This is a genomic window from Sphingobium phenoxybenzoativorans (genome assembly GCF_001757355.1).
Lineage (GTDB): Bacteria > Pseudomonadota > Alphaproteobacteria > Sphingomonadales > Sphingomonadaceae > Sphingobium > Sphingobium phenoxybenzoativorans.
Genome location: NZ_MINO01000005.1, coordinates 39123 through 58360, shown reverse-complemented (window position 1 = coordinate 58360; position 19238 = coordinate 39123). Strand labels below are relative to the sequence as shown.

Sequence of the window (19238 nt, the reverse complement as noted above, 5' to 3'; positions counted from 1 at the left end):
GCCTGGCTATGCCGCGGTAACTGACGAACCCCGTTTCGGTTTCCGAAGAACGGGTTCAGGCGAAAGTGAGCTGGCATCAGTCCATGCTCGACCAATAGGACGACGTCGCTCGTCTGCTCGCTCGAACAATCATCAGGCCACTATTGCCCGTTCGGCCAACGGAGACCCACCTTTGAATGTGACGTGCGACTTATGTGGAAATGGCGGTTTCGGTTTACCTGCAAGAACAAGGACGACCGGAATGAAGGCCTTTTTTGCCTGACGGCTCCGCGGTGAGCGAATGGCTGGTTCTGACGGAAGCTGCCGTGCATAGCCCGATCGGCGAACGACGTACTTTGGTCGGCACGAGCCCGACGGCGGGTCCTACGCATACTCGTCGGCAAGCGTTCTGCCGATGGCCAATGTGGCCACAGGAGAACGATCATGGAGATGCTCGAAACAGAACTCACCGCCGCCAAGCGGCCGGTTTGGAATGCTGGAAGAACCGTAGGTGCAAAGCGGGCGCTGAAACCAAAGCAGATTTGGGAAATTCGTTTCTATTTCAATCAGCGCCGACGCCTGCGAGACCGGGCGCTGTTCGATCTCGCGATCGACAGCAAGCTGCGGGGTTGCGACCTGGTGCAGATGAAGATCGGGGACCTTGTCAGCGGCGGACAGATCCGAACGCGCGCAATCGTTATGCAGCAGAAGACAGGCCGGCCCGTTCAGTTCGAACTTCTGCCAGATGCGCGGGCAAGCTTGCTGGCGTGGCTCGAACGCCGCGGCGGTACGCTGGACGACTATGTTTTCCCGAGCCGGGTCGATCACAATGGGCACCTGAGCACACGACAGTATGCTCGGCTTGTCGACGAATGGGTGACAGGGGTCGGCCTCATGCGAAGCGAGTATGGCACCCACTCGCTTCGGCGAACGAAGGCATCGATCATCTACAGGGCGACTGGCAATTTACGGGCAGTCCAGATTCTTCTCGGTCATAGCAAGATCGAGAATACGGTGCGCTATCTCGGGATCGACGTGGAGGACGCGCTTGCCCTTGCCGAAAACACCGAGATCTGAACCCTTGGCGCCCGTTTCTGGTAGAGAGCCTGACACGGGCGCTTGGGACATTTGTGCTGTTCCCAAGCGACACGTGGAACGGGAGCCGTTGTCACAAACCGACGTCTGGCGTTGCCTAAACGGCGTCGCACGAGGCCATCGTTGTATTGCGGAGAGATCAGATGCTGAACTTTTCCAGCACGCCTCAGGGGTTTTCGCACCCCCGGTCCGGATTTTCGCTGAGGAGCCTGTCTTCCTCGCTGGGCACAGGTTCATTTCGAAGAGCCGCCATATCGGCAATTACGCGTGTCCGCTCGCGGCGCGCTTCGCGCTGCTCGGCGGCAAGCGCCACGGCGCCCCACGCTTTGGCCACCTTTTCGGCCACGAGGCGGACGTTCTGCAGTATCGCATTGGCCGCGCGATCGCTTTGGACCGTCTCATGCATCCGGCAGAAAGTCGATGAAAGTTCCATTCGTCGTCCTTTCACTAGATTTATGCCCAGGTGGCGATGATCATGACGACTGCGCGTCGCGCCGCGCCTGGGCGATTGCGTCGCTGAGCTTCGAGTAGCGATAATCCTTGTAGTGATATTGATCTGCGGGGACGCGGATGATCCCGTGACGCGCCATCTGCTCGGCTGCGGCGGTTGCGTCAGGTTCAGAGGGGCCGCTCACGACTGCGGCTCCTGCGACCGCATGCTGGCTTGCAGGAGATCGAGCTTCGCCTTTTGCTGGCGCAGAACACGCGAGCGATGCGCATAGCTATTGTAGCGCATCCCCACCCGGCCATTGGCAAAGTCGCTGGCCAGGGTACTCTCCAGGACACGGACCTGCGCCGCCAGGGCATCGACGTCATTGGCTGAAATAGCGGAAGATGCGATCGTGGGACTCTCACTGGCGAGATGACCGCCTTCATTCTCCCAATTGTCCTCGCGCAGGGATCGCGCATGATCACGCGCATTGCTGGATGCCGGGATCATGGCGCGACCAAAGGGAAGGGCTGCTCTGCCTTTCCTCGAAACGGAGCTGGATAAAATGGACATCGTTCGTCTCCATCCATGAGCGGGAGCACGAACTATCTCTCAGCCGCACTCGTGCCCGAGGCAAACGGAGCGCGGTAGACCCTATATGGGGTAGGCAAGGCCAAATTACTACTAGTGACAAATCTTTCATCGGTGCTGCCGTGATTGCGAGAGCCTGTTCCGATTGGTCGCCCAAAACTGCCGAAGATCCAGCCGCATAGGCCTATCGTAGCGCTATGGCGTAGATATAGTGCTCATTATCATCGGGCGTGCCTGCCAAACTGCCGCGTGCCGCTATGGGCCGCCATTGCTCCTGAAGCACTACAATGGCTACGCTACCCGCCAACTGGCGCCCCTCCCCAAATAAACATAACGAATAAGTAAGGCAGGCTAACAACAGCCTTTCCCGTCTGGACCGGCGACATGTTTGTTTGCCCTTCTTGCAAACTCCGAAGCCGCGGCCCATCTTTTGTGCAGCGCAGCAAAGAGTGCGGTCATGCTCGAAAAAGCTTTTTTGAGACAAGGATGCTGCGATGCCCCGTCTATCTGATGCGATTGCCCGTCTATCTCAGCTCAGCGGCTCGGCGGCGGGAAGTACCCAGCACGCCGAGGCCAGCAGGTTAAAAGAACTGTGTTCATTCTGCTCCAACCCCGGCCAGCTCCGCGCATCGACCTATGTTCCCGCCGAGCTGGAGGAGTCTCCTGCGCTCGTGGTCGTTCTTCATGGATGCACCCAAACGGCCGCCGGCTATGACGTCGGCTCGGGCTGGTCGCAGCTTTCCGATCGCTTCGGTTTTGTGTTGCTGTTTCCCGAGCAGCAACGGCAAAACAATCCGAACCTGTGCTTCAACTGGTTTTCCGCCGAAGATAATCGCCGAGAGGGCGGAGAGGCGCTGTCGATTCGGCAGATGATTGCTGCCGTGGCGAACCGACATGACATCGATCCTGCCCGCATATTCGTCACGGGGCTGTCCGCCGGCGGAGCGATGGCATCGGTCATGCTCGCGACCTACCCCGAGCTGTTCGCGGGCGGTGCGATCATCGCCGGCCTTCCTTATGGCTGTGCCGACACGATACCGGAGGCCTTGAGCCTCATGCGCGGACGCGGCGGACTGGGTGAGGCCGAGCTAGCAAGGCTTATTCGCAGTGCTTCCGATCATGGGGGGCCCTGGCCGACCATCTCAATCTGGCACGGAAGCGGTGACGCGACCGTCAACCCCGTCAATTCGGATGCGATCATCAGCCAGTGGCGTGGCTTGCACGGGGTCGGTCTCGAGCCCGACCGCACCGAGGCGGTGGATGGGTATCCACGCCGAGTCTGGCGGAACGACGATGACCGGGAGGTGATCGAGGAATACAGCATTACCGGCATGGGGCACGGCACGCCGCTCGATACGTTGAACGATGGCTGCGGCAGAAGCGGCCCCTACATGCTGGAAGCGAGCATTTCCTCAACGCACCGGATTTGCGAGTTCTGGGGATTGGCAACCGTCGAACCTCTCTCCTCTCCAGAGATCGCCATGCCGGCTAGCGCCACTCTCGTGCGGACAACTATGAATCATCACCCGCTATCGGTAACTCCGCTCGACCAGCCGCCGATAATCCTGCCTACGCCCGCCGACCCTTCGGGCGTAGGCAGGATTATCGAAGACGCGCTCCGAGCGGCCGGGTTGATGCGTTAGCGCTGGTGAAGCTCCGGATACGCCACGACACGATTTATCGCTACCGGCGCGCCGTATCGCTGCAGCCGCATCGTCTGATGCTAGTGCCGCGGAGCAGTCACGACCTGATCATCCTTTCAAGCTCGCTCGAACTGTCGCCCAATGCCGATATGGCGTGGGCGCAGGATGTGTTCGGCAACCTGGTGGCGGCGGCGAGCTTTGCGTTCCCGACGGACTTGCTCGCAATATCGAGCAAGCTTCTCGTCGAGCAGCAAGCGCTCGCATGGCCCATCTATCGGATCGCGCCCGGCGCGCACTCCTATCCGTTCGGCTATTCGGACGGAGAGATGGCGGATCTCGGCGCGCTCCTGCATCCGCAGCATGATGATCCCGAAGAGTTGCTCGCGACCTGGGCACGAAGCTTTGTTCTCGGGCCTACTGTTGACACGCTGTCGCTGCTGAAGAACATCAATGCCGGCATCGCGGATGCTGTGGCCTATCGCACACGCGACGAGGAGGGCACGCAATCGCCGCTCGAGACACTCTCGATCGCGAGCGGTTCGTGCCGAGACATGTCGGCATTGTTCATCGACGCGGTGCGCCACCTCGGCTTCGGCGCCCGCGCTGTCTCCGGCTACCTCCATGATCCCGACGTCTCTCCTGACGATGCAGGATCGACGCACGCCTGGGCCGAGGTCTATCTTCCCGCTGCCGGCTGGATAGCCTTCGATCCCACGCACCGCCGGGTGGGATCGGCCAACCTCATCCCGGTGGCTGTTGGCCGATGCAACACGCAGATCATGCCCGTCACCGGGGGCTATGCCGGTGCCGCGGAGGATTTCAGCGGCATGGAGGTGCGAGTGACCGTTGAAGAGGTCTAACCGCAGTGTAAGAGGCCGGCTGCCATCTGATGACAGGTCTACTCGAACATGCGTCCGGAGGCTCGTCTGACATGCACCTGCTTCCCGACCCTTACATCCTCATCCTCACCGGAACAGGCCTTCTCATCGCGCTCGTAGCGTGATTGCCGCTCGCCTTGAGACGTCTGCCGCTTTCGCCCCCAATCGTCTGCCTCGTCATCGGAGTTGTCCTGTTCCCGCTACCGCAAGTGACCTTGCGGCCCTTGCCGCTCCATTACCCGCAGATTACCGAGCGCTTTGCCGAGTTGGTTGTCATCATTGCGCTGATGGGTGCCAGCCATCCTGAATGTTTCATAGAAATATCGGCAGGCCGCGAGCACGCGCAAGTCGGCATCGAGCACAAGAAGTGGTTCGCGGATCGTATTGACGATCGCCTGAGAAGGCAGGTTTGCTTCGTTGATACTGCGCGCGATATAGATCATTTGCGCAGCCATATCTGTTCGGCATCATCCAGCGCTTCGAGCATTTCGCTCTCAGCCTGCATGCTGCCCAGATGGCTGCGCACCGCATCGGGATCGCCCGCGCGGGGAAACTTACGGTCCGCCTTGGCAGCCCTGGCCAGATCGCCGACCCAATCCGAACGATCATGCTGGGTCAGCAACCAGGCGCCGAACGTCACCTTGTCGTCGGTCTCGGCGGAACAGGAGTCGATCGCTGTCACAGTCCCTTTGCCCTGCAAGCTGCCATTGACCGTTGACCGGCTTGATCATGGCCCGGCGGCAAATCAGGCACACACTGACGAACAGACCGTTTTCCCAGCGTTGACCGGCTGGATCGGCCTGATGTTGACCCAGAAGACTATGCAGTATCACGCGGGCTTTTCCTCATTTTTGATATGGGACGACACAGCGGATTGTCGCGTCGTATCGTCATCCTCCAACCTGTCGTCGGCGTCCTCCGCATCGGCTTCGTCCTCCAGCAGAAATTCCAGTGCGATGGCTGCGTCCTCGTCGCTGAGCGCGTCCTTCGCTCCAGCTTCGCGGCTCTCGGCTTCCAGCGCTTGCACTTCCCATGCGCGGGCGGCGGCCAGCGCAACCTTGCGAACATTCTGGAGGTCCGTCTCCGCCGCGATCCGGCGGTGATGCGCCTCCTGCTGTCTGCACAGCGCGGAAGTGTTGAACATGGCTGAAGCTATGCCCCTCTGCCCGACCAGGGGACGCGGACCCACAACGGAACCCAACGCCAACTGACGGGCGGCGGTATCGAAGGATCGAGCACTTCGGGCGGTAGCACGTCTGTCCGAAGAGCTGCGGCTTCGCGGTCTTGCCGCAAGGCCGTCTCCAGGTCTTTGGGATCGACGGCGCGATGTTCGACCCGACCGGTCGTCTCCACCACAAGAGTCGTCGCAATGCGGTGAAAGACCGTGCGGACATTTCCCTCGATGGCCTCTTCCTCCGTATCGACCGCATAGCTGCCGGCCGGCAGCGGGGCGTCGAAGCCGGGCAAACGGAAGGGCGCGGCGAACGTGACCGAGCTTCTCGTAGAGCGAACCGTCATGTCGGTCGCCGATCGCTACGATTGGAGCTGGCAAGTATGAGGAACATCGATGCGACTCCCGACGGCAGGCGGGAGCACGATGGTCTCTCAGTCACGATATGCCTGCGGCACTATGCGGGTGATGCGCGACCATAACACATCGGCGACGTTGTCGCATGATTTGAATCCGGATCCAAACGTGAGTGGCAGAGGGTATGACACCTCTGCCTCCCATGTCTGGGTTCACCGCCTGGCTCAGAAGCCCATACCGCCCATGCCGCCGGCCATCGCAGGCGTACCGGCGCTATCGTCGCCCAAATCGGCAACGGCGGCTTCGGTCGTGATCAGCAACCCTGCAACCGAGGCGGCATCCTGAAGCGCGGTGCGCACGACCTTGGTGGGATCGATGACGCCGGACTGGAACAGATTCTCATATTGCTCGGTCTGCGCGTTGAAGCCGAGATTCTCGTCATTACCATCGATAAGCCGGCCCGCGACCACGCCGCCGTCATGACCGGCATTTTCCGCGATCTGCCGCAGCGGTGCCTGGAGTGCCCTGCGGACGATGTCGATGCCGCGGCGCTGATCGTCATTCACGGCGTTGAGACCGTTCAATGCCTTCGCCGCATAGAGCAAGGCCGTCCCGCCACCGGGTACGATACCCTCCTCGACGGCCGCGCGGGTCGCATGGAGGGCATCATCGACGCGGTCCTTGCGCTCCTTGACCTCGACTTCACTTGCACCGCCGACCTTGATGATCGCGACACCGCCGGCGAGCTTGGCAAGACGCTCCTGGAGCTTCTCCTTGTCATAGTCGCTGGTCGTGTTCTCGATCTGCGCCCGGATCGCGTCGACCCGGCCCTTAATGCTATCCGCGGCGCCGGCGCCATCGACGAGGGTCGTAGTGTCCTTGTCGATCGTGACGCGCTTGGCGGTACCCAGCATCTCCAGCGTGACGTTCTCCAGCTTAATGCCCAGTTCCTCGGAGACCACTTCGCTCTTCGTCAGGATAGCGATGTCTTCGAGCATCGCCTTGCGTCGATCGCCAAAGCCCGGCGCCTTGACGGCCGCAACCTTCAGCCCCCCGCGCAGCTTGTTTACGACCAGGGTGGCGAGGGCCTCGCCTTCGATATCCTCGGCGATGATGAGGAGCGGACGGCCGGACTGGACGACGGCCTCCAGAACGGGAAGCAGCGCCTGCAGGTTCGACAGCTTCTTTTCGTGGATCAGGATATAGGGATCCTGCAACTCGACCGACATCTTCTCGGTATTCGTGATGAAATAGGGCGAGAGGTAGCCGCGATCGAACTGCATGCCCTCGACAACGTCCAGCTCGAACTCGACGCCAGTGGCCTCCTCTATGGTGATGACACCTTCCTTGCCAACCTTCTCCATCGCTTCGGCGATCTTGCGACCGACGACCTCATCTCCGTTCGCCGAGACGATGCCGACCTGGGCAATTTCCTGATTGTTGTCGACCGGCTTGGACCGCGCCTTGAGTTCGGCGACCACGGCAGTGACGGCCAGGTCGATACCGCGCTTGAGGTCCATCGGATCGACACCCGCAGACACCGATTTCATACCTTCGCGCACGATCGCCTGCGCAAGCACCGTCGCGGTCGTCGTGCCGTCACCCGCATGGTCGTGGGTTTTGGACGCGACAGCCTTGATCATCTGCGCGCCCATATTCTCGAACTTGTCCTTCAGTTCGATTTCCTTGGCGACGGTGACGCCGTCCTTGGTGATGCGCGGTGCGCCGAAACTCTTGTCGATTAAAACGTTACGGCCTTTGGGGCCGAGCGTCACGCGGACCGCGTTGGCGAGAATATCGACGCCGCGCGCGATGCCTTCGCGCGCGTCACGGGAGAATTTTACGTCCTTGGCTGACATGGTTAGTGATCCTTTATGGAAAAATCTGCGAACCGTTTCGCTACGGCCAGACTGATAGAAAAAGTCTGGGTCAGCCAATGACGCCCAGAACGTCGCTTTCCTTCATGATGATAAGGTCTTCGCCATCGAGCTTGACCTCGGTGCCCGACCATTTGCCGAACAGGATCTTATCGCCGGTCTTGACGTCCAGCGGCGTGATCTTGCCATCCTCGGCGCGGATACCGCTGCCGGCGGAGACGACCTCGCCTTCCTGCGGCTTTTCCCTGGCAGTGTCGGGTATGATGATGCCGCCAGCCGTCTTTTCTACTGCTTCGAGCCGGCGCACGAGCACGCGGTCGTGGAGAGGGCGAAATGTCATGGATCAGCCATCCTGTCGCTGGATCGCGACGAAATCGTCGCTTTCACAAGCGGGAGCCAGCGCTGCCAAATTGCGAGCTGACAGTCTCAAGCCGAGAGTGCCAATGCACGCGATATGTGCATTGCGCCGACCGATAACAAGATGGTCCTCGCCGCCGGCATGAATAAACGCCCTCAATCTATATGAGCATCCATTCGGTTCGCAGAGCCGGGCGAGCGGCGCATTTTCTCTGCGAGCGGATCGCGTTTACCGGTGGAGTGGTGTAGGGCGAACGTCTCATCAATATCGAAACGGATGACAGGCCAAGGGCTACGGGCGCCGCGCGCCTCAAATGTGCTTTTCTATCGATGGTTCACCAAGCGCGTCGGCCCGGCGGGCTCTCCGAAAGGATGCCGATGCCCCATGACACCAGTCTTATCACCACGATCGTCATGGGGCTGGTCCTTGCCTTCGTCGGCGGCTTCACTGCGAGCCGGCTGAAGCTGCCCCCGCTGGTCGGCTACCTGGTGGCGGGTGTTGCGGTCGGCCCCTTTACGCCTGGTTTTGTCAGCGATGCGGGAATGGCGGAACAGCTTGCCGAGATCGGCGTGATCCTCCTGATGTTCGGAGTCGGCCTGCATTTCTCGGTCAAGGATCTGCTCTCCGTCAAACGGATCGCCATTCCGGGCGCGATCGTGCAGATCGCGGTCGCGACCCTGCTCGGCGCGGGGCTGACGCATGTATGGGGCTGGACGCCCGGCGCGGGCATCGTCTTCGGCCTCGCGCTCTCGGTTGCCTCGACGGTGGTGCTGCTCCGCGCGCTCGAACACCGCAATACGCTGGATTCGATCAACGGCCGCATCGCTGTTGGTTGGCTCATCGTCGAGGATCTCGTCATGGTCCTGGCGCTGGTTTTGTTGCCGGCGCTTGCGGGCGTACTCGGCGGCAACGCCAGCGAAGGCAGCGAAGCGACGGGCGGCACAATCGCCCTGGCCCTGTTGCTGACGCTTGGGAAGGTCGCGCTCTTCCTTGCCCTGGTGCTCGTCGTTGGCACGCGCGCGGTGCCTTGGGTGCTGGAGCGCGTCGCACGGACAGGATCGCGCGAGCTGTTCACGCTGTCGGTGCTCGCGACCGCGCTGGGCATTGCCTATGGATCGGCGGCGCTGTTCGGCGTGTCGTTCGCGCTCGGCGCCTTCTTCGCCGGTGTCGTGCTGAGCGAAAGCGACTTCAGCCATCAGGCTGCAGCGGATTCGCTGCCGTTGCAGGACGCCTTCGCCGTCCTGTTCTTCGTCTCGGTCGGCATGTTGTTCGATCCGGCTGTGCTCGTGCGCGAGCCGCTGGCGGTGGTCGCGGTTCTGGCGATCATCCTCGTCGGCAAGTCCGTCGCCGCCTTCGCTATCGTATTGGCCTTCGGCTACCCGGTACGAACAGCGCTTACGGTATCGGCGAGCCTTGCCCAGATCGGCGAGTTCTCCTTCATCCTGATCGGCTTGGGTGTGACGCTTGGGGTGGTTCCCGTGGAAGGCAGGGACCTGATACTCGCCGGCGCGCTTCTCTCGATCACGCTCAACCCACTCGTCTTCAAGACCTTCGACGGTATCGAGCGATGGCTGGACCGGCGACCACGCATCCTTTCGGTGCTTGAGCGTCGCGGCGGGCAAGCCCTGTCCACTCTTCCTGAGCGAATGAACGAGGGAACGCGTAATCACGCGATCATCGTCGGCTACGGTCGGGTGGGCCGTGTGGTCGGCAAGGCGCTCAACGACCAAAAGCTGCCGGTCATCATTGTGGACAAGGACCGGCGACGTGTCGAGGCGCTTCGCGCCAAGGGCATACCGGCGATCTATGGCGATGCATCCACCCCCGGCATTCTCGGGGAAGCAAGTATCGCCGCTGCACGCCTTCTTGTGATCGCGACGCCCGAAAGCTTCCAGACTCGGCGAATCATCGAACTCGCCCGTGAGCTCAATGCGGACATCGATGTCGCCGTGCGGACGCAGAGTGATGCCGAGGTGGCCCATCTTGAAAGCCAGGGCGTCGGCCTTGCCATCATGGGCATGCGCGAGTTGTCGTTCGGCTTGGCGGACTATGCACTGCGCAGCCTGGGTGTATCAAGGAAACGCGCGGCGGATATCATCCAAAAGGAACGCATCTCCGGCGAAGGCGGCGCATTCGAGCGGCGGCCGGACCTTCCTGCCCGCGAAGCCCCGGAACTGCGCGTCCGACGCCAGGACGATGAAGGGTCTGCTTGAGGGTGCGCTACGATGTGTAGCGTTCCGCTATCAGTGAGGGCTTTTTTGGGATGGGCCGTTCGTCCGAGGCCATCGTTGTATTGCGGTGAGATCGGCTGCTGATCTTTTCCAGCACGCCTCGCCGTTTTGATATGCATCAAGGATGCGCGCCATCGACGCGTGCATTTGAAAATCGAATGCGCGTGAGGCCACCGAGCCTGCCTGTTCACGCGGCTTCTTTGCAATCAGAGCCTTTGATGCCATCGAAATTGCTTCCCCCGGAGGCTAGGAGGCCACGTGGATATCTTTGCAATCACCAACGTCGTGCGAGCCGCTATAGCCCCGAACTGAGCGAATGACTGGTTCTAACGGAAGCCGCCGTTCAAAGGCCGATCGGCGAAGGACGCATTCTGGTCGCCTGCTGCCAGAGGCGGGAGCAAGAATATGCGCCCGCCTCTGTATGTTTATGGGTTCGCTGCAACGGGAAGGCGGAATGGGGCGCCGAGCCGATTAAATGCGTTCATCGCCGCGATGACGAGTGTGAGATCGACCAGATTCTTTGGCGAAAAGGCGGCGGCCGCAGCCGCATAGGCGTCGTCGGAGGCGTGGGTGTTGCTGACGTTCGTCACTTCCTCGGCCCAAGCGAGCGCGGCGCGATACTGATCGGAAAACAGGTGCGGCACCTCCGCCCAGACGGAGAGCAGCGCGACCTTGTCGACCGGCATGGTCCGAAGCAGGTCACGCGTATGCATGTCGATGCAATGGGCACAGCCGTTGATCTGCGATACCCGAAGGAAAACAAGATGGATTAGCTCCTCGGGAAGATCCGTCTTCTTCGTCACATAGTAGTGAACCCCGAACAGCGCTTTGGCGCCGTCGGGCGCGACCTCGGACCAGTTCAAACGTTTCATTTCGGTCATGATGCTTTCCTCGTCAGGGCGTCGTTTGTCGGCGCACATCGGCATGACGAGACAGGCGGGCGCTGCGTGACATGGCGGCGCATATTTTTTCATTCCGCCATCGCCCGTGTCACACTGGCTGCGGCCATCTCGTCATGTATGCAGACACCTTGCATGGGAGACATGGAGATGAAGATTGTTATTGTCGGCGGCACGGGACTGATCGGCCGGCCTTGTCGGCCTTCTGAGGATCGCGCCCACACGCTTCGATCATTGGCTCTCCACTCAGGACACAGGAGCAGACGGCATGAATCGGAGCCTTCCTCTCGCGCTGGCTGCGGTGCTCGGCATCGGAGCCGCCGTCAACGGTCTCTTCATGCTGATCTCGCCCGCAAACTGGTATTTCGCAGTGCCGGGTGTCACCACCACCGGCCCGTTGAACCAGCATTTCGTGCGCGACATCGGGCTGATTTTCCTGTTGGTCGCGATAGCGATGCTCACGGGCGTCGTGCGGCCGGCGGCGCGCCTGCCGCTCTGGTCCGCCGCCGCGCTTTGGCTGGCGGGCCATGCGCTGTTCCACTTCTGGGAAGTGGCGGTGGGCATCTGCGGCACCGGTGCACTCGCCCAAGATTTTCCCGCGGTGACGCTGCCGGCTATACTTACGGCCGGGCTTGCCCTGTGGGCATGGCGGGATACGGCGCATGAGAGCTGCCGACCGCGCTCTGTGGAGGACACGAATGCCGCATAGGGATGAATATCTCGCTGACTTCGAGGCGCAAAGGCCACGGTTGTTGCGCCTGGGATACCGGATGCTCGGCTCTGTCAGCGAAGCGGAGGATATTGTTCAGGAGGCGTGGCTGCGCTGGTCGGCAAAAGTGGAAAGCGTCGATGCTCCGGCTGCTTATTTGACCCGTATCGTCACCCGCCTCTGCCTCGATCAGCTCAAGTCCGCCCGTGCGCGCCGGGAGACCTATATCGGTGCTTGGTTGCCCGAGCCGCTGATGGGCACCACCGAGCCCGAAGAGACGATCGCCGACGACGTGACGCTCACGTTGATGCTGGCAATGGAGCGGCTGTCCCCACTGGAGCGCGCCGCCTTCCTCCTCCACGACGTGTTTGGCGTGGCGCTGACAGATATCGCGACGACATTGGCACGCGAACCCGCGACGGTCCGCCAGCTTGCTTCGCGCGCTCGCAAACATGTGCAGAATGCGCGACCGCGTTTCACGGTGGAAGCGAGCAAGGCTGACCAGATCGCTCGGGCCTTCTTCACCGCGTCGCGCGACGGCGACACGGACACGCTGTCTGCGCTGCTTGCGCACGACGTCGAGATCTATTCGGATGGCGGCGGCAGGGTGATCGCCTTTCGAAATATCGTTCGCGGGCTCGATCGAGCACTTCGCTTATTCGCTGGGCTACGGCGCAAATATATATCAGTGCCAACGCTGCTGCGCACCGCGATGATCGATGGACTGCCTGGTTATGTCAGTATCGATCGCGGCGATGTGCTCCAGACGACCGCTCTAGACGTGCGAGATGGGCGGATTGCGGCGATCTACATCGTGCGAAACCCTGACAAGCTGCGTCATCTTGCGGCAGCTTTAGACACCAGCCGCCGCCCGCAACATAGCCACTAGTGTCTTGAGCTGGTCGAGAGCCGCCGGAATACCGGACGGTCCGGAAGTGGGGATCGAAAATCCAGCGTTGAGTGACTGGGATGGGTCGACTTCGGCGGCGGTCGTTCGAACGAAAATGGATCATTCTCTTGATTGCTTGGCAGCGCAATCCTGCCGGTATTTGTAGCCATTAGACTGTTATCGGAGGGAACCAAGTTTCAGACATTCGCTGATAGTCTAAAATAGCCTATGATTGTAAGAGCAGCTAGATGAATAGACCCATAGCATCTATCTTGATTTTAGTTGCCGTGGGTTGTTCGCCAAGGAGTGCTGAGGCCAACCCAAACAAGTCGCTGAAGAAGATCAGCCCTGTCTATGACCTTCTAATCACTTCGAAGGGTTCATGCCCCATTTATGAGATCGTTCGAAAACCAGGCGCTTCTCCTCGAACTAATGTGCCGATATCGCCCAATGGGCAATCGGAGCATAGGTATGGGCCATTAAGCTATCGAGAAGCCCTCAAAAAACGCAATGCTGCCAGGTCTTTAAACTGTGTTAGTCGGATTAAAATTGTTCGCAGTAAGCATGGAGATTTATGCCCAGCCTGCTGATTTGTTCGCAATAAAGGCGAAAACGGCGCGCAAATTGCACCATTAACAGACCTGCCATTCTCCACCCCAACTGCTAAATCATGCGCAGGCGTCTGTTCGAAGAGCTGCCGCTCTGCAGTTGGGAAAGAGAAATTGGCAGCCGAGTGTCTTGGAAGGGTCGGCAGCCGGGCAAACAGCGCCCGCCCGATCCCTCACGAACAGCGGTTGCTACTTCGAAACGAACACCCTAATTTCTGTCCTCGTGAGGTGTCGACATGGCTCTTGCGACGCACGGTGACCAGAAATATCTCATCAGCGAACAGCTGGATGATCCGGCTGAATGGTCTTCGCTGCGCCTTGAGCGCCGGCTCATCGGCTCGGGTGCACAAAATGCGGTGACAACCGAATGCACCGAGCTAGTGCTCATCCTGTCTGGCAAAGCCGGCGTGAGCCGGGAGGGTGACGGCCACTTGGAAGAAGGGGTTGCTCGGCCCGGAACAGCCTGGATCGTTCCGGCGGGAACGAATGAGCGCAGGCTGGAGTTGAACGGCTCTATCGAGACCCTGCACATTTTCCTGCCGCCGACGTTGATCGAGCGGAGTGCACTCGTCGACTACGATATAGATCCAGCCAAGGCGAAGCTGGCCTATGCAGGTGGCTTTGCCGACCCCGTGCTCCAGCAACTCGGCAACACCTTCCAAGGTCTTCTCGGTCGCCCGCAGCAGCCGACCGACCGGTTGCTGGTCGACGGGATGCAGACGGCGCTCGCCGGGCATCTGCTCGGCAATTACGGCGTCGATCGGTGGCAGCCGCAGACCAGGGCGCATACCCTCGATCCACGGCGCCTCAAAAGGGTCCTCGATTTCGTCGAAGCCAGGCTCACCGATGATATCGGCCTGGAAGACCTTGCTGCGGAGGCCTGTCTCAGTCCTTTCCATTTCTCAAGGCTATTCCGCGAGGCAACGGGCTCATCCCCCAACCGCTACCTCACAGAACGCCGGGTACAGGCTGCACGTGAAAAGCTGGCGTTACGCCAGTCCTCACTCGTCGAGATCGCATTAGACACCGGCTTCGGTTCCCAAGCGAATTTCATCCGGGTGTTTCGCAAGGTGACCGGCCTGACGCCGGGCCAATATCGCGACATGCATCGCAGCTGACGCCAACTCGCTCACTATAGCAAGATCTGCTCATCAGGGCGCAGGATCGGGAAATATCTCCGACCGCCTGTCGCCTACACCTGCCTCATCGGAAGGGAACAAGCCCTCCCGATCCTCGAAACAGGCAGGAGAAACGAGATGGTTAGCTCTGATACCGCCCGCAAGATCATCGCCGCCGGCGAGGGGCGGGCAAAGGAAATCGGTGTTCCGGTCAATATCGCCGTGCTGGACGCCGGCACTCAGCTAAAGGCGTTCGTCCGAATGGACGGCGCCCTCATCGGCTCCATCGACATCGCCCTCGGCAAGGCCCGCACGGCCGCGCTGTTCTCGATGCCGACAGAAGCCATTGGGGAATTCTGCAAGCCCGGCGGCACCTCGCCCGGCCTCGAACAGACCAACGGTGGCCTCGTCGTCTTCGCCGGCGGCCTTCCCCTCGTCGATGCCGTCGGCTCCGTGATCGGCGCGGTCGGAGTGTCGGGCGGCGCAGTCGCTCAGGACCTCGATATCGCTACCGCGGCGGCGGCGGCACTTACTCACTGACACCTTCAATCCTCCAAACATCAGGCAGACGAAAGGACTTCATCATGACCACCAAGACCATCCTCATCACTGGCGCGGGCTCTGGCTTCGGCAAGGCGGCCGCCATCGGTATGGCCAAGAACGGCCACAATATCATTGCCACCTGCGAAGTTTCGCCGATGGTGACGGCACTACGCGCCGAAGTGGAAGCGCTCGGCCTTTCTGACCGGATCCGCGTCGAACGCCTCGACCTCTATGATCCCTATGACATCAAGCAGGCCCAGGGATGGGACTTTGATATCCTCTGGAACAATGCCGGGCGCGGCGAGCCAGGCCCGGTTTGGGAAATCCCGGTCGACATCGTTCGCCGCAACTATGAGAACAACGTCTTCCTGCCGCTTGAGCTGACGCAGGGCGTCGTCCAGCGTTGGATCCGAGAAGGCAAGAGCCAAGGCAAGAAGGTGGTCTTCACCTCCTCGATGGGCGGCCTGTTCACCCCGGCCAACTGGGGCACCTATGTCTCGACCAAGCATGCGATCGAAGCGTTTGCGGAAGCGATGCAGCAGGAGCTGGCGGGCTACGGGATCAAGGTCCAGACCATCAATCCCGGCGCCTACTACACCGGCTACAACGAGACGATGGCGGATAACCCTTTCCGCTGGCTCGATGACGCGAAGAACTTCACCAAGCGCGCAGACCTGCGCAAGGGCTTCGACGACTTCTTTGCCACGCCCGAAGGCAAGATGGATCCGCAGGAGCAAATCGACGCGATGATCGAGATCGTTCCGGCCGACGAAGGCAAGTTCCGCAACGTCAGCCCCAAGGCGATCGAGGACATGCTGAAAGCACACCAGCTTGCCGCCTGGGAAAACCGGATCTGACGATGCGTGAGAGCCGGCATCCTCTGGATGCCGGCTCCTTGCCAATCAAAAGGAGAATGCCCATGCCCAGTTTCATGAAATATCTAGGCCGCGCATTCGTCGGTGGCCTCCTTGCCAGCACATTGGCAGCTCTTGCTGTGAAGCCTGCTGCGGCGCAGGTTTCAAGCGAAACCCAGCAGCGCAACCGTGCACTTGTTCAGTCCCGCTTCGACGCCTGGAGCAACGGAACCGGCAGCCCCTTCGAACTGCTCGCCGAAGATGCGCGTTGGACCATTGAGGGCAATTCGGTCGCGTCGAGGACCTACCCCAGCAAGGAAGATTTCATGCAGGCGGTCATTCGACCCTTTAACGCGCGGATGAAGGCGCCACTCAAGCCAGCGGTTCGCAACATCTATGCGGACAGGGACACTGTGGTTGTGTTCTTCGATGCGCGGGGTACAGCGCTCGACGGTCGTCCCTATGTGAACACCTACGCCTGGTTCCTCGAAATGCGGGCGGGGCAAATCGTGCGGGCCTCGGCCTTCTTCGACGCTATCGAGTTTAACGATTTCTGGGCGCGTGTCGCTCCGACGGATTGATAGCGGTTAGTGCGTCGTCAGCCTTCAACGCGAAGTACGCAAGCTGGCAGTGCACCGGTGCTTAGGGTCGTGGGCAGAGCGTTTGCTTTCGAGGAAGCGATCTTCGCACCTGAATGTCTCCAAAGGGTCGACTTCGGCGGCGGTCGTTCGAACGAAAATGGATCATTATCTTCATTGCTTGGCAGCGCAATCCTGCCGGTCGGCCGTCGACCACTTGCAGAACTTCAGTCGTGGTGTGAAAGCGCTTAAATGCGGACAGTCCTTTTACCCCTGATGGCCTTGGCTTCCTGCGGTTCAGAGCCGATGAAAATCGCTGCAGACCAATGCTGGACAGTGTCGGTCGGCGATCAGGTTGAAGGCACTGCGATACTTCATGCCTATGCTGGGCAAGGGTGCATCGAGTGCGGTGCTTACCTCACTGCTGATCGTTGTCCCGGAATTACCAGCTTCGCTACCGCCAATGAAACTATCGATGCCGCGTATGACAGAATTGTTCACGCCTCGCGTCCGGATGGGAATGGGTTCATCGAGCGAAAGGTAAAACTGTCGGGTCGGGTCATTGCAAACGGCACGACGGGACAGTCAATGGTCCAAGCTGAGCGCTTAGAGTTGGCTGACTAGCGCCATTCGTCACCAAAACCAGTCGGTCTCTAATCCACCCACTGCTCAATCACGCGCGGGTGTCCGTTTGAAAAGCTGCCGTTCTGCAGTTGGGAAAGAGAAATTGGCAGTCGAGTGTCTTGGAAGGGTCGAAACGCGACCCGCTGACCAGTCAAAGCCAACAGGAAGTGAAATGTCCGCCTGGGGGTCGCCAGGAAAATTACATTGTCCATAACAGATGGGCGAGCCTTCATAGGACCCAAAATGGGGGCCATGAGTTTATTGGTTGTCCCCCTGTAACGACTCTGGAGCTGTGCGTGATATTTGATGGGCAGCTACCTGCGATGGCCTCTACCGGGATTGCCGGTCTTGACGAGATCCTCAGCGGCGGCCTGACGTCCGAACGCATGTATCTGGTCGAAGGAACGCCAGGTACCGGCAAAACCACGCTGGGCCTTGGCTTCCTGCTGGCGGGCGCGGCCGTGGGAGAGACTGGCCTCTATATCACGCTGGCGGAAACCGAGGTTGAGTTACGCGCAGTCGCCAAGTCGCATGGATGGTCGCTCGACCCGCTGCAATTGTTCGAGATGGTTCCTGCAGATGGGTTTACAGAGGATCACGAACAAACGCTGCTTCATCCGAGTGAAGTCGAACTGGGTGAAACCGTTCGCAACATAATGACAAAGGTCGACGAACTAAGGCCTGCACGTGTCGTACTCGACAGTCTCTCGGAATTGCGGTTGCTCTCGCAAAGCCCGATCCGCTACCGCCGTCAGATTCTCGCGCTCAAGCATTTCTTCTCCACCCGGGCTTGCACCGTGCTGGTGCTGGACGACAAGGGCGCAAGCGGGAGTGATCTGCAGCTTCACAGCATAGCGCATGGGGTGATTTCGCTCGACCAGGCATTGGCTGGATTTGGCGGGCAGCGGCGGCGAATGCATGTCGTCAAGATGCGGGGCGTACCTTTTCGTGGCGGCTATCATGATTTTGAGATCTTGCGGGGCGGGTTATGCGTCTATCCGCGTCTGGTCGCTGGCGACCATGAAACGCTCGACAGCGGGCCGCCGATGACGACTGGTTCGGAAGAACTGGACACCTTACTCGGAGGCGGTTTGGTGCCCGGTACCGCGACCCTGCTGACGGGGCCGGCCGGAGTCGGGAAGACGACGGCGTCGGTTCAGTGCATGGTTGCCGCGCTCGAGCGCGGTGAGCGTGCCGCCTATTTCCTGTTCGATGAACGCGTGCCGACGCTAATAACGCGTAGCGAGGCGCTCGGGATGAACCTCCAACCCTTTATGGATAACGGGCAGCTTCAGCTGCGGGCGATTGATCCCGCCGAAATGTCGCCCGGCGAGTTCGCAGGTTCGGTTCGGTCGGCGGTTGAGGATGATGGCGCCCGCGTTGTCGTGATCGACAGCCTCAACGCTTACCTCCAGTCGATGCCGAACGAGCAGTTCCTGGTGCTCCAGATGCACGAGATGTTGAGCTATCTGGGGCAGAAAGGCGTTGTCAGCATACTCATTCTCGGCTTGCACGGCATCACCGGCGACATCCGTTCAGATGTCGATCTGAGCTACTTGTCGGATACTGTCGTCCAGCTGCGCTATTTTGAGGCGCATGGCGAAGTCCGACAGGCAATCTCTGTCATAAAGACGCGCACGGCGCGGCACGAGCGCACTATCCGGGAGTTCCAGATTGGCGCCAGCGGATTGCAACTCGGCCAACCGCTCAAGCAATTTCAGGGTGTGCTAACGGGAGTGCCGACCTTTTCAGGCGAGGCGAGAAACCTGATGGGAAGCTTGGAGCCGGATAGTTTCCGCCCATAGA

21 protein-coding genes are annotated in these 19238 nt (G+C 60.3%); 11 read left to right on the top strand and 10 right to left on the bottom strand.

Translation table 11 applies throughout. From position 1 onward, the window contains the following. The first annotated feature begins 423 nt into the window (after positions 1-423). Positions 424-1056, top strand: coding sequence for a tyrosine-type recombinase/integrase (locus BHQ40_RS04285; RefSeq protein WP_070152880.1), 633 nt, complete (start codon positions 424-426; stop codon positions 1054-1056). Positions 1057-1240: 184 nt separating this feature from the next. On the opposite strand, the gene BHQ40_RS04280 is transcribed toward BHQ40_RS04285, so the two are convergent. The 3 genes from BHQ40_RS04280 to BHQ40_RS04275 are packed head-to-tail and all read right to left on the bottom strand — an operon-like array spanning position 1241 to position 2014. Next, positions 1241-1507, bottom strand: a complete 267-nt coding sequence (locus BHQ40_RS04280; protein WP_070152876.1) for a hypothetical protein — start codon at positions 1505-1507, stop codon at positions 1241-1243. Positions 1508-1547: 40 nt separating this feature from the next. Further along, complete coding sequence (locus tag BHQ40_RS26070; protein WP_171905756.1) at positions 1548-1709, bottom strand: hypothetical protein; 162 nt, start codon at positions 1707-1709, stop codon at positions 1548-1550. Continuing rightward, entirely contained in the window at positions 1706-2014 is a 309-nt protein-coding gene (locus tag BHQ40_RS04275; protein ID WP_070152872.1) for a hypothetical protein, read from the bottom strand. Before BHQ40_RS04275 ends, BHQ40_RS26070 begins: the two co-directional genes overlap by 4 nt. Before the next feature lie 575 nt (positions 2015-2589). Here BHQ40_RS04275 and BHQ40_RS04270 point away from each other — a divergent pair. Together BHQ40_RS04270 and BHQ40_RS04265 are read left to right on the top strand one after the other, a co-directional pair. Continuing rightward, positions 2590-3738, top strand: a complete 1149-nt coding sequence (locus BHQ40_RS04270; RefSeq protein WP_070152869.1) for an extracellular catalytic domain type 1 short-chain-length polyhydroxyalkanoate depolymerase — start codon at positions 2590-2592, stop codon at positions 3736-3738. 5 nt (positions 3739-3743) lie between these two features. Then, entirely contained in the window at positions 3744-4598 is an 855-nt protein-coding gene (locus tag BHQ40_RS04265; RefSeq protein ID WP_083276692.1) for a transglutaminase family protein, read from the top strand. 218 nt (positions 4599-4816) lie between these two features. Here BHQ40_RS04265 and BHQ40_RS26470 read toward each other — a convergent pair whose 3' ends face one another. The 6 genes from BHQ40_RS26470 to BHQ40_RS04235 form a co-directional block, all read right to left on the bottom strand. Continuing rightward, entirely contained in the window at positions 4817-5059 is a 243-nt protein-coding gene (locus BHQ40_RS26470) for a hypothetical protein (RefSeq protein WP_070152863.1), read from the bottom strand. Then, positions 5056-5298, bottom strand: a complete 243-nt coding sequence (locus BHQ40_RS04255; protein ID WP_253183257.1) for a YozE family protein — start codon at positions 5296-5298, stop codon at positions 5056-5058. Before BHQ40_RS04255 ends, BHQ40_RS26470 begins: the two co-directional genes overlap by 4 nt. A gap of 147 nt (positions 5299-5445) precedes the next feature. Beyond that, positions 5446-5760: a hypothetical protein gene (locus BHQ40_RS04250; RefSeq protein WP_253183256.1), complete on the bottom strand. Its 315-nt coding sequence runs from the start codon at positions 5758-5760 to the stop codon at positions 5446-5448. Between the two features lie 8 nt (positions 5761-5768). Then, on the bottom strand, positions 5769-6134 hold the full coding sequence (locus BHQ40_RS04245; protein ID WP_070152857.1) for a hypothetical protein: 366 nt from the start codon (positions 6132-6134) through the stop codon (positions 5769-5771). Between the two features lie 234 nt (positions 6135-6368). Next, a complete protein-coding gene (gene groL, locus BHQ40_RS04240) occupies positions 6369-8003 on the bottom strand; it encodes a chaperonin GroEL (protein ID WP_070152855.1) in 1635 nt (544 codons plus the stop codon). Between the two features lie 70 nt (positions 8004-8073). Next, positions 8074-8361 carry a co-chaperone GroES gene (locus BHQ40_RS04235; RefSeq protein WP_070152852.1) on the bottom strand — a complete coding sequence of 96 codons (288 nt, stop codon included), beginning with the start codon at positions 8359-8361 and terminating at the stop codon, positions 8074-8076. A gap of 395 nt (positions 8362-8756) precedes the next feature. Here BHQ40_RS04235 and BHQ40_RS04230 point away from each other — a divergent pair, with 395 nt between their 5' ends. After that, positions 8757-10592: a cation:proton antiporter domain-containing protein gene (locus BHQ40_RS04230; RefSeq protein WP_070153151.1), complete on the top strand. Its 1836-nt coding sequence runs from the start codon at positions 8757-8759 to the stop codon at positions 10590-10592. 443 nt (positions 10593-11035) lie between these two features. Here BHQ40_RS04230 and BHQ40_RS04225 read toward each other — a convergent pair whose 3' ends face one another. Beyond that, a complete protein-coding gene (locus BHQ40_RS04225) occupies positions 11036-11491 on the bottom strand; it encodes a carboxymuconolactone decarboxylase family protein (protein WP_253183255.1) in 456 nt (151 codons plus the stop codon). 286 nt (positions 11492-11777) lie between these two features. On the opposite strand from BHQ40_RS04225, the gene BHQ40_RS04220 reads away from it, so the two are divergent. The 7 genes from BHQ40_RS04220 to BHQ40_RS04185 all read left to right on the top strand — a co-directional run bounded on the left by BHQ40_RS04220 (position 11778) and on the right by BHQ40_RS04185 (position 19237). After that, the gene (locus BHQ40_RS04220; RefSeq protein ID WP_070152849.1) at positions 11778-12218 is read left to right on the top strand and encodes a hypothetical protein; all 441 of its coding nucleotides are present in this window, start codon (positions 11778-11780) and stop codon (positions 12216-12218) included. Then, positions 12208-13107, top strand: coding sequence for a sigma-70 family RNA polymerase sigma factor (locus BHQ40_RS04215; RefSeq protein WP_083276690.1), 900 nt, complete (start codon positions 12208-12210; stop codon positions 13105-13107). The genes BHQ40_RS04220 and BHQ40_RS04215 overlap by 11 nt, the downstream gene beginning before the upstream one ends. 844 nt (positions 13108-13951) lie before the next feature. Continuing rightward, positions 13952-14833 carry a helix-turn-helix domain-containing protein gene (locus BHQ40_RS04210; RefSeq protein ID WP_070152844.1) on the top strand — a complete coding sequence of 294 codons (882 nt, stop codon included), beginning with the start codon at positions 13952-13954 and terminating at the stop codon, positions 14831-14833. A 138-nt stretch (positions 14834-14971) separates the two neighbouring features. Beyond that, the gene (locus BHQ40_RS04205; protein WP_070152841.1) at positions 14972-15373 is read left to right on the top strand and encodes a GlcG/HbpS family heme-binding protein; all 402 of its coding nucleotides are present in this window, start codon (positions 14972-14974) and stop codon (positions 15371-15373) included. Positions 15374-15417: 44 nt separating this feature from the next. Further along, entirely contained in the window at positions 15418-16233 is an 816-nt protein-coding gene (locus tag BHQ40_RS04200) for an SDR family oxidoreductase (protein WP_070152838.1), read from the top strand. Between the two features lie 62 nt (positions 16234-16295). Then, positions 16296-16811, top strand: a complete 516-nt coding sequence (locus BHQ40_RS04195; protein ID WP_139139181.1) for a nuclear transport factor 2 family protein — start codon at positions 16296-16298, stop codon at positions 16809-16811. A gap of 944 nt (positions 16812-17755) precedes the next feature. Continuing rightward, positions 17756-19237 carry an ATPase domain-containing protein gene (locus tag BHQ40_RS04185; protein ID WP_070152831.1) on the top strand — a complete coding sequence of 494 codons (1482 nt, stop codon included), beginning with the start codon at positions 17756-17758 and terminating at the stop codon, positions 19235-19237. The last annotated feature ends 1 nt before the right edge of the window (position 19238 follow it).